The sequence below is a fragment of the Halanaerobium sp. MA284_MarDTE_T2 genome (assembly GCF_003337245.1).
Classification (GTDB): Bacteria; Bacillota; Halanaerobiia; order Halanaerobiales; family Halanaerobiaceae; genus QPJE01.
Genome location: NZ_QPJE01000014.1, coordinates 46,304 through 60,033 on the forward strand (window position 1 = coordinate 46,304; position 13,730 = coordinate 60,033).

The window sequence follows — 13,730 nt, forward strand, 5'->3', positions numbered from 1 at the left end:
GATACAATGTCATCAATTAAAGATTACTTAGCAAAAATAGTTTCAGAATATAAAGAAGCAAGATTACATGAAGAATTTACTGGCCATAAACTTGGAGATTTAATGCGCCATGAGCTCCCAGATTATCTAGAAGAAAAACTTTCATCAAATTTTAAAACAGAAAATTATATAATCAAAGGTTCAATTGGAATGGGTAATTGGGCTAAAGTTCCCTGGCTTGCAATAATGAATAAAGATATAACAACTACAACTCAAGAAGGAGTCTATGTAGTTTATCTTTTTTCTCAAGATATGGAGAGAGTCTACTTAATCTTTAATCAGGGAGTAACTCGCAGCACCAAAGAAGAATTTATAAATAACCGTGATAAATTAAGATCTAAGATGGATTTAGGTGATTTTAAAACTGATAATGAAATTGATCTTGCTGAATCTGGTAAAGGTAAGGCTTATGAGTTATCAAATATATGTTATAATAAATATGAAGCTGAACAATTAATTAATAATCAAATTCCAGAATCAGAATTAATAGATGATTTAATTCAAATGATGAAAATTTACCAAAGATATTATGAACAATATTATTTAGAATTAGATGAAGCTGAAATTGAAACAGGAGAAGGAGTTTCTGAAAATATGGATGACTTAACAACAAAAGAAAAACTAACTCAAATCAAAAACTACATCAAAGCTCAGGGCTATACCTATCCTGACAATTTAATAGAAAACTTCTATCTTTCTCTAAAAACAAAACCTTTTGTCCTGCTGGCAGGTATCTCAGGTACAGGTAAAACAAAACTGGTAGAACTATTTGCCAGAGCTATTGGCTGCAGCTCAGATAATGACCGCTTTAAGTTGATTTCAGTTAAACCAGACTGGAATGACAGTGCAGATCTTTTAGGTTACAGCAATATCAGAGGAGACTTTCAGCCTGGCCCGATTTTAGAAATAATTAAAAAAGCAGCTGAAGATCCCGCTAACCCCTATTTGGTCTGTCTTGATGAAATGAACCTGGCTCGAGTAGAATATTATTTCAGTGACTTTTTATCAAAGATGGAAACCCGTCACTATGATGGTGATCAGATAAAAACAGATAGATTATTAAATGAAAATGATTTTGATCAAAATGACAGCAATGATTCTAAAGCTAAATACTCAAATCTACATATCCCGGACAACCTCTATCTCATTGGAACGGTTAATATGGACGAAACAACCCATCCATTCAGCAAAAAGGTATTAGATAGAGCAAATACAATTGAGTTCAATCAGATTGATTTAACAGCCTTTTTAGAGGAAGATTATTCAGTGCAGGCTCAGAGCTTAAAGGTAAATAATCAATTTCTAGAAACAGAGTATTTAAATCTAAAAGATCTGCTGCCTGCTAAAGAAGGTGAAGTCAGAAGAATAACTGAAGAACTGGAAAGATTAAACCAGATACTTAAAAAGGCAAATCTACAGGTAGGCTACAGAATCAGAGATGAGATTAACTTCTACATAGTTGAAGCTCTGGATAAAGAACTGCTCGCTAAAAACACTGCCTTTGATAAAGAAATTCTACAAAAAGTATTACCCCGGATTCAGGGTAGTTCAGCCATCATTAAAGAAATACTGCTGGAATTATTTGATTTCTTTAGTGGAAGCAGCTTCAGTCAAGAAAACGGTCAGCTGTCTAATAGAGTCTGGAATTATTATCAGGCAAATCAGGAAAGCTTTAAGTATCCGGAATCAGCAGAAAAAACAGCATATATGCTGCGGCGCTTTGAAGAAGATGGTTTTACTTCTTACTGGCTGTAAAAATATATAAGATTCCAGGCTAAATTGGGTAATAAAAATTAGTTATTTTTAAAGCTTTTACTTCAATAAAATTAAAAATGAATAGAGAGACAGTTTTCTTAAATTAATGATAAGCAATAAATTTAAATATTTTTTTGATATCAGTCTGACATAATGTTGTCACACTTCTGTGATATTATAAAAATAACAGAAGAAATATTGTATTTGATTCAGGTATTAAACTTTAAATTATTTTTTAAGAGGTGATCCAAATGGCAAAGTTCGTTTCTTTTCTCTACAAGCTGGCCAGAATTGCAAATGATGCAGAAACTTTAAGCAGCGGCAGTCCTAAAAGAATTGCTAAACGAGCCAAAAATAAAGTTATCGGTAGATCAATCATTAAAAAATTAATGAAATAGGGGGATATTTATGGAAGAAATCTTAGATGAAGTAAAAATTGGTGAAAAGTTAACTGTAGGAGTAAATGCTTCTAATGAAGAAATTGGTCTATTTATTGCTTCAGAAGATGTTTCGGCAAGCTGTGCCTTTAGAAAAGAAGAGTGGGATAAATTTGTGGAAGCAGTAAATAAAGCTGACAAAAAAATAGAATAGAGAGAAATAAAAATAGGGCTGTAAGTTTTCATTGAACTTTACAGCTCTGTAATTTTCAGTATATCTTCATGCATATGCTAAACTAAAAGTGTACCCAAAATAATGTTGTGAATGTCAAATAATATTTTACGCTTTTCGCTCAATAAGATTTTACACCTAAGATTTTCCAAAAATGGTTTCTCTGTGAGTTAATCTGCAGCTATCAAACTAATAGAGCTTAATAACAAATGAGTTTTAACTTTTTTAGCTCCCATTACAGTTAAGTTCTCTAAATTTAGATGCTCTTTTAATCTGGAAAAAGTTCTTTCAACACTGGTTCTTTCGTTGTAGATCTTTCTCCAGGTTCTAGAATCCCTATGTGGAGTTGAAATATATCTGGGGTTCTCTTTTGGTCTGGTTTTAGTTACTCGACCATAGTTGCTGTTAGAACACCACTTAGTTCCATGAATACAATCAACTTTACCACATACATGTGGGCATCTAAATTTATTGACCCCTTTGTAATGACCCCAGTAATACATTTTGTGTCCACCACTACAGACTGGTGTTCCTTTAAAATCATAGAAACCAGCTGGTGGCTGTTTAGCATTACGCTTGTTAATTGGGATAATGGTCTGAGATTCCTGCTCAAAGAGAATATACTCATAGATATCAGTATAGTCATAACCTGAATCCATAGTCCAGTATTTAGGTTTAGTTAAATCTCTTTCAGCTAAAAAGTCATTAACCTTTTCAACTAAAGATATTGCCTGAGTTTTATCTGCATGATTGGCTGGAGTCAAAGTTAAAGCAATTGGTAATTCTGAGTTAGTTTCAACTGCAGCATGTATCTTCCAGCCAAACCAGGTTATCTGATTTTTATGGGAGTCGAATTTAGTACCCCAATCAGGGGTAGAATTATTTTCCTTATCTATCTTTGACCTTGGCTTAGCTCGTTCATATGCTTCAAGTTTTGAAGCATCAATAGCCATTATTTCAGTATCCAATAAATCAAGTTCTATACTTTGATCTAAAAGATTATTCATTAAAATTTCAGCTCCATCAGTCTCAGATAATTTGCTGTAATATAGGCTAAATGTTGCTTCACTGGGCACCCTACCAGTGGTAGAAAAACCGCAGACATATCTGAGATAAGGACTTCTATCAATTTTACTTACTAAGTCTGCTCTGGTGGGAATCTTTTCGATCTGTTGGACCAGAAAAGCTCTTAAAATAGCTTCTGGATTGTATCCAGTTGGTCCTCCATTAGACTTAGGCTTAATCTTTTCAACAATAGGTTTTAAATCAATAGGATCTAAAATACAAATTAATTTGTCTGTTTCCGATAAATTCAGCAATTCTTCAAAGGGAAAGAGACATTCTTGTCGAATAGTATTAATAGGCTTCACCTTCTTTCTGTTTTTTTAGGTGTTACTATTAAATTCGACAAGAATGGGGTGAAGCCCTTTTTATATCATTAAAATCTTTGTTATATCAAGGCTTATTTTTATGAAATTCACTTAATATAACTGAATTTATTCATTTCAATCTCCAATTATGGCATACTATACCTATAACCTATACTATAACAGAAGATGATTTTAATGTTTAACAATATAAATTTATTCACCCAGCCTTTATTAATGGCACTGCTGATAACTTTTCTCAGGATAAGGTTGTCTTTGATCAATTTCTATAAATTAGAATAACACAATAGGGAGATGTTAACATTATGAACAATTGGTTTTATCATGGAAATAATATTGATACAAAAATTAATAAGTCAAAACCATATAAAGGAATTAGACAGGAATTAAAAGATTTTAGAAAAAATTATTATTTATCCTTTAAAAATAATTTGATGTCTATTACTGATATCAATAAAGAAGCAGTGTATAGTAAAGTTGAATTAATAAATAAATATTATAAAATTGCAGAATCATTTGAAAGAAAACATAACATTAGTTCCCAATCAAAATTCAGATCCACTATATTAGAGGAATTTATGGGTTATCTTTTTAAAGATATACCTGAAATAGAGGGTATGGGATTAGAGTTTAATAATAAAAATATATTTGCTGGGATTAAATTAGATCATAATGGCAATATAAATATTCAAACTAAAGATGTAGATTTTTGTATTGGTAAAAATTTCGATATTTATGTTGACGCCCAAAAAAACAAATATGAAATATTTATTCCTATTGTTGCAATTGAATGTAAAACTTATTTGGATAAAACAATGTATAGTGAAGCACAGTTTTCAGCTCAAAAAATAAAAAATGGTACTCCTAATGCTAAAACATATATCATAATGGAAACTAATGAAGTAGCTCTTGATAAATATTCACCGCAAAGTCCAATTGATGAATTATATGTATTAAGAAAGGAGACTGGTAAAAACATAAGCAAAGAGATTACATATACTTTCTTTAAAGAACTTCATGAAGATATAAGACAGGTTAATAAATTAAATGAAATAATACTGCCGGGTAAAATTCTAAATCCTGATGTAGGATAGTTATTAGAAAATTACATTTAAAAAAAGCAGAAAATTATTGGTTGAGAAAATTTTTTCCACCAATAATTTTAGTTTATTATAATCTATAATTTTTTTCTCATTCAAGATTCAATTTTAACTGTTTAGGTACTTTTTTTACTCTTTCACGAGCTTTTTTAGTATATTCTTCAGATATATCTATTGAAATATATTTTCGGTTTTCCTTCTTGGCTACTGCGGCAACAGTACCTACTCCACCGAATGGATCCAAAATTATATCTTCTTGATAGCTAAATAATTTAAGTATTCTTCTGGCTAGTTCTTCTGGGAACATTGCAGGATGATCATATTCTTTCATATTTCTTTCGGGTGCAATACTCCATTTTGAGTATACCCATTCTTTAAATTCATCAGCAGTTATGTCTATATTTTCTTTTTTACCAGTTTTTTTGATATCGCCTTTACAGTAAACTTCAACAAATTCCCATGTATATTTAAAATAAGGGCTTGAAGGACTTTTCCAACTTCCCCAGGCAGTATATTTACAATTGTAATTATTTTTCTCCCATAATATTTCTGTTTTCCAAATCATCTTTTTATCTATGAAATATTTACCTACGATATGATGAAGTGGAATGTAATCAGAAAATAAGGGTTGAATATTTACAGCAAATCTACCACCATATTTTAGAACTCTAATACATTCATCAAAAATAGCAAAGAGTTGATCTAGATACTGCTGCCACTTTATTGAATCATCGGTTGCTTCATAATCTAATCCAAAATTATACGGTGGTGAAGTAAAAATAAGGTCAATTGAATTATCAGGTATTGTTTTTAGATATTCTAAACTATCAGCGCATACAATTTGATTAATCTTTTCTTCTGTTAGCTTATTATTTTGTTTTTTAAAATTATTATCTTTTGCATAATAATATTTACCTCTAGCTGTTTCTTTTTTCTTTCTGTTTTTTACTTTGCGTTCTTTATTATAATCAATATATATTTTTTTACCATTATCAATACCATAACTTTTATTTTTATTAATTTTTTGTTTAATAACTTGAAAATATTCAGGCTTTTCATTGAAAAAACTTTCAAATTTATTTATATCAAAACTATTAAGATATATTAAAATGTCATTATCATTATTCTTTTTAAGGAACAACTCATTTTCATCAAAATATTTATTTATTTCACTTAAAATATTTTCTGAACTTTCTTGTTTAAAATTTTTCTTTTTGATTTTTATTTTGATATAATTGTTTTTGTTCATTATTTTAATCACCTTTCAGTAGAATCATCAAATTTTTTTATATATTGTTCAATTGCTTTATTCACAAGCCAGCTTATAGATCTATCTTTTTTTTCAGATATTTTACCAAGTTTATCCCAATTTTTTTTATCATCTTCGGAAATATATATGTTTTTTCTCAAGGTCAACACTCCCTTTTCTTTTATGCATATATTATAATATGATATGCGTATAAATTCAAGCATTTATATAATTTTTTTGAGCGTATATTTAGCTTCATTTATATTATCAGGAAAATTTATATAAAAGGAAAAATTTAAAAGGAGTAGATACGATGCCACAAATCCCTATATGGTAGACTAGTTGTCGTGGGGCACAAAAAAAATCTGTGTATAATAGAGTAACGACAATAAATCCTAAGGAGAATTACAATGCCAAGAAAAGTTTATTCTAAAAAATTAAAAGAGTCCATATTTAAAAGACTGGCTCCACCTAATGCTGAAAAAGCACCTGATATAGCTAGAGAAACTAATATACCCGTTAATACTCTCTACACCTGGAGATCTAAAGTTTTAAAGAGTAATCCAACCAGCAATAAAAAAGCAAGTAAATGGTCTTCCGGTGATAAGTTTCAGGCTGTTTTAGAAACTGCAAGTCTCTCAGAACTAGAAACTGCTAAATACTGCCGTGAAAAAGATATCTATGTAGAAGATCTAAAAACTTTTTTTGGTAAAGACAGTACGGTATTTATTTAAAATTTTTTAAATTGTTTTTAATTGTATGGTAGATAGTTTGTGAGTTATTTAATATACTGTTTGTGTGGCTGATTTCCTTTCTTGGGTATTTATTTTTCATTAAAGATATTATATCAAAAAAGGAGGTCAGCTGCATTTTTATTTAGTTTTCTTGTAAAATGGTGATGATATAATTAGAATGAAATCAATATTGAAAAAACGCATTAAAAGGACTGATAAATATGCTGATCCAGGCAACTAAAAAGTTGAGAGATGAATTAAATCTGGAAGAATTTGAGCAAAAAGAAAGACCTGCTTTATTTTCCTGGCATGCTAATTTTTTAAGAATTAATCGGAGAAAAACAGTAGTTTTAGTTAATGATGCATGTGATTATACTGTGATATTATATGGTGTGAAAAAAGATGATCTTAATCATTTTCCAGACCGGGTCAAAGAGGGAATAAAAAGATCTTTTGAGCGTGAAGGAATTAAGGGAAGTTTAATAGAAAAATATTTATCTCAATTTGAAGATTTTTTCTATCAGAAAGCAAAAAATAGAAGTCATATAGCCAGAATGAATAATTCCTGTAAAGAGGCCAAAAGATTTGCTGATAGATTTAATGAAAATGAAATTTATCAGCCTCAAGTAGCAAAGAATATAAATAATATGCTCCGCAAAAATGATAATAAAGATTATTTTTATCCTGATAAATCTCTGCAGCAGGAATTAGCAGAATATTATGGAGAAAAAGATGTAATCGAGACTAAAGCAGCTGTTTTAAAAGTTGAACTTGAACTGGGTAAATATGAAGCCTGGAGAAAAGTAATAGTACCCCTAAGTTATACCTTTAGAGAGCTGCATAATGTTTTGCAGAAGCTCTATAACTGGCAGGATTACCATCTGCATGAATTTTTTGTCTACAGTGAAGAAAAAGATGATACTAAAAATTGGAACCATGGAGAATATCACCGGAACGGCTATAAGGCTATTTTGAATCTAACAATAAATCAGGATAATTTAGAATATAATAAGTATGAATTGAACTATCAAGATGAAGATTTTGAACTGGCGGTAGAAAATGAAGTTAAATTAAAAGATGTTTTGCCTGCCAGAATAAAATACATTTATGATTATGGTGATAATTGGCAGCATTATCTAGAAACTGAAAAAATCATAGAAGATTATAAGTCAAATCAGCCGACCTTTTTAGAAGGAGATGGAACTGCTCCCCCGGAAGATGTAGGAGGAGTAGGTGGTTTTGATGAATTTATGCAAATCATATCAAATCCCGAGCATGAAGATTACGAGTCAATGCTGGAGTGGGCTAAAAATCAGAGGTTTAAAGAATATGACCCGGAAGAAATAAAAACTAAGCTTGAGCGTCATTTTTAAATATATAAATTAAAAAATCGGAGAGATAATTTTTATGAAAGGTAAATGCAAAATTTGTGGTAATGAATATACTCAATCAGGAATGTCCAGACATTTAAAATCATGTCTAAATAAGAATTATGACAAAATAGTTGCAGAAGAACAAGCTCAGAAAACTTTATATTATCATATTTATATTAAAGGGACATATAGGTCAGAATACTGGCTGCAGCTGCAGGTCAAAGCAGACGCTAAATTAAGTGATCTTGACAAGTTTTTGCGTGATATCTGGCTGGAATGCTGTAATCATCTGAGTGAATTTGAAATTAATGAGCGGCGCTTTACATCCAGTGGACTTAATATGAATCACAAAATTAAGGAAGTTTTAAGAGAAAAAACTAAATTTTCATATACCTATGATTTTGGTTCTTCCACTAAATTGGATTTGAATGTAGTTAATGTATTTAAAGCTGGGGAAAGAGAAGAAAAGATCAGTGTTCTGGCAAGGAATAACCAGCCTGAAATTAAGTGCAGTCACTGTGATAATCTCGCTGAATTTGTATGTCCAGATTGCATTTATAACAGTGGCGGCTGGTACTGCAGTAACTGCCTTGATAAACATGAAGAAAATGACTGTATGAGAGAAACTGATAATCTACTGCCGGTTGTTAATTCTCCCCGAGCTGGAGTCTGTGCTTATTCTGGCAGTTAAATATTATTTCTCAAGGTTTTGGCAAAGGAGTTAAAAAAGATAGCTAGAGAAATCTTCAAAAAATATAACAGCTATAACATGGAAAATCATTTTGATTTACCTTTTTGATTATTTTCAAGAATAGAGGTGTTAAAAAATGACACTTAGAGTTAATTTAGAAGATGTTTTAGAAGCATTAGAACTTAGAACCAGAGAGAGTAATTATTTTTATTATAAAAAAACTGGTGAAGTTTTCATGATAATGGATGATGAATTGAGAGCTGGAGAGGAAGATCCTGACCTTGATAAATTTCCAGAATGGCAGCGGGAGAATATTAAAGCTGCAGTAGATATTATCTCAACTAATGACTATATTAGGAGTTTCCCCAAAATTTATTTTCAAGCTGCAAAAAATGGGGAAAGTCCAGATGACTATATAAGACTTCCGGATGATTATGAAATTGATGACTATAGCATTATGGAAGATTTTTGCTATTCAGTCGAAGATGAAGAACTGAGAGAGGAACTTCTTTATGCTATCCGAGGAAACGGTGCCTTTAGAATGTTTAAAGATAAGATTTATCAATATGATCTAGAAGATCAGTGGTATGATTATAAAGATCAGAGATATAAGGATATAGCAATAACGCAAAAGTTATTAAGGGTGATAAAATGGCCACTAAAAAAATTGACCTGATCACAATTAAAAATAATAAATTTTCTTTAAACATCAAAGGAAAGCCTCTTCATCCTGATCACGAAAAAGAATTTCCGGAGGCAAATAAGGCTCAGGCTGCCTACAGCTTTAGCTCAACTCTAGAAGAGATCTTTGACTTCAAATACCATGATCCAGAAATAGACCAGCTCAGGCTGAGTAAGTTCAATTCCACAAAAAGCTATCCCCTCTTTTTTGAATATCAAAACTATGATTTTTATCTGGAAGCCGAAATGCCGATTGAGATCTACCATCCCAATCGCGAGATCAGAGAATCTCTGTCCCATCCTAATGATAATCCCAATGTGCTTTACGGCAGCATCAACTTCGGCAGTGATATCGGTTATTCTGAGTTTGAAATTCGCAGTAACTCTCAGGTGGTTTTAACTTTCAAACTGGAAGTTTTTCCGAGTAAAATTGACTACCAAAAGGACTACAATCAGCTTTTAGCGGAAGTAAACAGGGAAGTATATAATTTAGCCTATGATTTTTTGAGAAAGACCTACCAGCAGATGAAAATTTCCGAAAAGCAGAATATCACGGAAGCTGAGTTTTTTGTGATAATTGAAAATATCTTTGATGATTTATTTAAAGCTCTAAAAAGAGTTGAGGAGTCACCTCATCACCGGATCATTAAGAAGAGAAATGTTCGGCCTGCTGCCAGAGTTAAAAAAATGGGCAGACAGAGCCTGAAGTGGTTGAATAAAAACAGCCGCCATTATGATCAGGAGCTCAAGCTGCCGGAAAAAATGCTGGCAGTGGAAAAGGAGTTAAGCTATGATAATTTTGAAAATAAGTTTATTAAATGGAGTTTCTCAGAGCTGATCAAAAGACTTAAACATTTTAAAGCAAATTACCGCAGTTACAAGCTTAATCCGGATCCGGATTTGATTGCTGAAATCGATAAAATGATCAGAAAGCTTAAATTAAAGCTCAAGCATTCTTTTCTGGCTGAGGTAGGTAAACTGCAGAAAATTGATTCCATTTCTCTGGTGCTGCAGATGGCCCCCGGCTACAAGGAATTATATAAATATTACCTGATGCTTTTAAAGGGGCTTTCTCTGAATGGCGATATCTTCAGGCTTTCAATTAAGGAACTCTGGCAGCTCTATGAATACTGGACCTTTCTTAAATTAAACAGCCTGCTCCAGGATAAATATAAGATGGTTAAAAATAACATCATTGAGCTTGATTACAGCGGTATCAATGTCACTCTCTCACAGGGAGCATCAGCAGAGGTCGAATATCAGAATCCAATTACCGGTGAAAAATTTACTTTAAGCTACAACAGAGCAAGCGGAGATTCTATTACCACCAATCAGAAACCGGATAATATTTTATCTTTAAGCAAAAATGATTCTGAGCACCAGTATAAATTTATCTTTGATGCTAAGTATCGGCTCAACACTGCAGAAGATGGTACAGGATATAGCAAAAGGTACAACGGCATTCCTGGTCCGGAAGAATCTGATATTAATACAATGCACCGCTACCGGGATGCAGTGGCAGCTGAGATGGGAGAAAACTACAGGAGAACAATGGTTGGAGCCTATGTGCTCTTTCCCTATCATGATCAAAAAAAATTTAAAAACCATAAATTCTTTCAGAGTATTGAACAGGTTAATATAGGAGCCTTTCCTTTTCTGCCGGACAGTACAGAACTGGTGTCCGAGTTTTTAGAAAATATTATCGATGAATCAGCTCAGAGCAACTTTAACCGCAATCTGCTGCCGACAGCTGCGGATGAATTCAGACCAGAACCGGAGTTTAAAGTTGACCTGCTGGTCGGTTCACTGAGCAGTAAAAAACAGCTGCAGTATTTACTGGACAACAATCTCTATTATCTACCCCTACAGCAGTCAATTTTAAATCATAATTTAAAGTACACAGCAATCTTTCAGAGCAAGGCGAAGTTTGGCGATCAGAGCGGGGTCACCTATTACGGCAGGATTAAGAATAAAAAAATAGTTAAAAGAGACGAAATTGGTTTTCCCTCCACCAGAAGCAGTGGAGATCAGAACTATATTCTTTTTGAAGTTGAAAGCTGGCAGCAGCTGGGTAAAAAGATCAAATCAGAGGGTTATGGAGTTAGCGGCAGCCATATTTATTCAAATTTAATGCTGCTCAAAAAAGCTGATACCCTGCCTGAACTGAGTATACGCTCTCTTAAAGAATGGCGGCTCTGGCTGGAATTAAAGCGGCTGAAAGAAGATATAAAGCTTAAATTGAAAAATAATAACTTAGATCAGAACAAAAAAATTGAGGGTTTTAAAATCGGAAAAGTTGAAATTAAGTTTAAAGAAAATAGGCTGCTGGCTGGACTGAAAGATGAGCAGCTTGAGTTTTTTAAGTTAGAGTTTATGAAAAACCCGAGAGCTGTTTTAAATAAAATAATGGAACTTTTCAAAGAATATGAGGAAAATTAATCCAGTTTTCTTCCTAACGCACGATACTTTTTACGGATAAAACCTGCCTGTTTACCACAGAGAGACTTTTTCGGCTAAATTCGCTAAAATATCTTGTTGAAATTACCAGCAGGGAAAGGTCGTTGTAAAACCAGTCAGATAATAGCAGCTGGGGTAGGACTGGAGCTGAATTACTAAAGTAAAGTAGTCTGTGATATAATAAAATTAACTAAAAGTTAGAAATAGGGAGGTTTTCAGAATGCCCAAAAAAACTTTTGCTGAGTATAGAAATCAGAAAAGTGACAAACAGTCTAAGATGAGAGAGGTAAGAAACTATTTAAAATCGACCAATAAAAATAATTCAGAAAATAATTTGCCTGATATAAATGGAAAGGATAATTATCGTAGTGGATCCAGAAGAAGAAATCCTCAGAAAGAAATGCTTTTATTTAAAATGATGATTAGATCCAGGAAAAATAAACTTGAAAGAATAGAGGATAGAAAATATAGACTTAAAAATTGAGGTGCTTTAAATGGATTATAAAAAAGAAATAGAAATCATTCTAAATGAAGATATTGATAATTTTTCTAAAAAAATAAAGATAATAGCAGTTTTAACTTCAGCAATAAAAGAAAATTTAAATATCACTCCAGTAGTAGTTGGTGGCCAGGCTGTCGAATTTTACACTGGGGGCGGGTATGCTACTATGGATATTGATATAATTTGTGAGGCTTCTACCGAAAAAATAGGAGAAATATTAGAAAAATTAGGCTTTTATAGAGATAATAAATACTGGATTCTTGATTCAAAAAAAATTGATTTAGCTGTTGAGACTCCATCTGGACCACTTGCAGGTGCAGATGATAAATTAATGGAACTTAAAAGTGGTCAGCATACTGCTTATTTTATTGGAATTGAAGATATAATAATTGATAGATTAAATGCCTATGTGCACTGGAATGAAAAGTGGCAGGAAGAATGGATTCTCGGTATGATGGTGACTAATTATAAAGATATTGATTGGGAGTATTTAAATAAAAGGGCAGACCAGGAAAGAGTTAATGATGCATTAATAAGAATGATTAATAAAACAGAAGAAATTAATAAAACTATTTAATAATAATATCAACTCAGTGATAAAACAGAAGAACTACTTATTAATGATATACAAAATTTATTTAATTGAATTTGTAGATCATTTTGTTTTAACTTTAAATATAAATATTGAAGGAGCCAAAAAAAGATTAAATTAATAGTTTTAAATCAGGCCGGGAATCCCCGGTTTTTTATTTTTTACAGGGAAAATCCGATTAATCAAGAATTATATAATAAGTTAATAAATATGGATATAGAATAAAATATCTCCAACTATATTCTATAAAAAAGAGGTTATAAATAGCAATTTTTAAATTGGTTTAATTTTATGTCCTGAAGATAAAGAATAATTGATATTTATTTAAATTTGGAAAAAGATTGAGGATTATCTGTAATATTTTTGGGATGTGATCAGAGTTTTCAATTTTTAAGCATAAGGAGGCAAATTATGACCTGCAGATGGTATCCGATCTGTCCAATGAAAAGATATTATAAAGCCGGGTGCATATGCTAAACTAAAAGTGTACCAAAAATAATGTTCTGCTAATCGAAAAGTGTACCACCTCAACACCATCTCCTGTATAATTGATTTATCCA

General features: G+C 31.8%; 14 protein-coding genes. 11 read left to right on the forward strand and 3 right to left on the reverse strand.

From position 1 onward, the window contains the following. Positions 1 to 6 precede the first annotated feature (6 nt). The 3 genes from DFR78_RS07600 (at position 7) to DFR78_RS07605 (ending at position 2,385) form a co-directional block, all read left to right on the forward strand. Complete coding sequence (locus tag DFR78_RS07600; protein WP_114458241.1) at positions 7 to 1,794, forward strand: McrB family protein; 1,788 nt, start codon at positions 7 to 9, stop codon at positions 1,792 to 1,794. 251 nt (positions 1,795 to 2,045) lie between these two features. Beyond that, a complete protein-coding gene (locus DFR78_RS11940) occupies positions 2,046 to 2,192 on the forward strand; it encodes a hypothetical protein (protein ID WP_158531735.1) in 147 nt (48 codons plus the stop codon). A 10-nt stretch (positions 2,193 to 2,202) separates the two neighbouring features. Continuing rightward, complete coding sequence (locus DFR78_RS07605; protein WP_114458242.1) at positions 2,203 to 2,385, forward strand: hypothetical protein; 183 nt, start codon at positions 2,203 to 2,205, stop codon at positions 2,383 to 2,385. Between the two features lie 188 nt (positions 2,386 to 2,573). On the opposite strand, the gene DFR78_RS07610 is transcribed toward DFR78_RS07605, so the two are convergent. After that, a complete protein-coding gene (locus DFR78_RS07610; RefSeq protein WP_158531736.1) occupies positions 2,574 to 3,722 on the reverse strand; it encodes a transposase in 1,149 nt (382 codons plus the stop codon). 374 nt (positions 3,723 to 4,096) lie between these two features. On the opposite strand from DFR78_RS07610, the gene DFR78_RS07615 reads away from it, so the two are divergent. Further along, positions 4,097 to 4,885 carry a Bpu10I family restriction endonuclease gene (locus DFR78_RS07615; protein ID WP_114458244.1) on the forward strand — a complete coding sequence of 263 codons (789 nt, stop codon included), beginning with the start codon at positions 4,097 to 4,099 and terminating at the stop codon, positions 4,883 to 4,885. Between the two features lie 97 nt (positions 4,886 to 4,982). On the opposite strand, the gene DFR78_RS07620 is transcribed toward DFR78_RS07615, so the two are convergent. Then, positions 4,983 to 6,140, reverse strand: coding sequence for a site-specific DNA-methyltransferase (locus DFR78_RS07620; protein ID WP_114458245.1), 1,158 nt, complete (start codon positions 6,138 to 6,140; stop codon positions 4,983 to 4,985). Between the two features lie 8 nt (positions 6,141 to 6,148). Beyond that, entirely contained in the window at positions 6,149 to 6,301 is a 153-nt protein-coding gene (locus DFR78_RS11945; protein ID WP_158531737.1) for a hypothetical protein, read from the reverse strand. A gap of 249 nt (positions 6,302 to 6,550) precedes the next feature. On the opposite strand from DFR78_RS11945, the gene DFR78_RS07625 reads away from it, so the two are divergent. The 7 genes from DFR78_RS07625 (at position 6,551) to DFR78_RS07655 (ending at position 13,155) form a co-directional block, all read left to right on the forward strand. Beyond that, entirely contained in the window at positions 6,551 to 6,874 is a 324-nt protein-coding gene (locus DFR78_RS07625) for a hypothetical protein (protein WP_114458246.1), read from the forward strand. 221 nt (positions 6,875 to 7,095) lie between these two features. Next, complete coding sequence (locus DFR78_RS07630) at positions 7,096 to 8,247, forward strand: plasmid pRiA4b ORF-3 family protein (RefSeq protein ID WP_114458247.1); 1,152 nt, start codon at positions 7,096 to 7,098, stop codon at positions 8,245 to 8,247. Positions 8,248 to 8,281: 34 nt separating this feature from the next. Further along, complete coding sequence (locus DFR78_RS07635; protein ID WP_114458248.1) at positions 8,282 to 8,938, forward strand: hypothetical protein; 657 nt, start codon at positions 8,282 to 8,284, stop codon at positions 8,936 to 8,938. Positions 8,939 to 9,074: 136 nt separating this feature from the next. Continuing rightward, positions 9,075 to 9,614 (forward strand): UPF0158 family protein, encoded by a 540-nt coding sequence (locus DFR78_RS07640; protein WP_114458249.1) that lies wholly within the window; start codon positions 9,075 to 9,077, stop codon positions 9,612 to 9,614. Further along, positions 9,590 to 12,058 (forward strand): restriction endonuclease-like protein, encoded by a 2,469-nt coding sequence (locus DFR78_RS07645; RefSeq protein WP_114458250.1) that lies wholly within the window; start codon positions 9,590 to 9,592, stop codon positions 12,056 to 12,058. The genes DFR78_RS07640 and DFR78_RS07645 overlap by 25 nt, the downstream gene beginning before the upstream one ends. Positions 12,059 to 12,296: 238 nt before the next feature. Further along, on the forward strand, positions 12,297 to 12,560 hold the full coding sequence (locus DFR78_RS07650) for a hypothetical protein (protein ID WP_114458251.1): 264 nt from the start codon (positions 12,297 to 12,299) through the stop codon (positions 12,558 to 12,560). A 10-nt stretch (positions 12,561 to 12,570) separates the two neighbouring features. After that, positions 12,571 to 13,155, forward strand: coding sequence for a DUF6036 family nucleotidyltransferase (locus DFR78_RS07655; protein ID WP_114458252.1), 585 nt, complete (start codon positions 12,571 to 12,573; stop codon positions 13,153 to 13,155). The last annotated feature ends 575 nt before the right edge of the window (positions 13,156 to 13,730 follow it).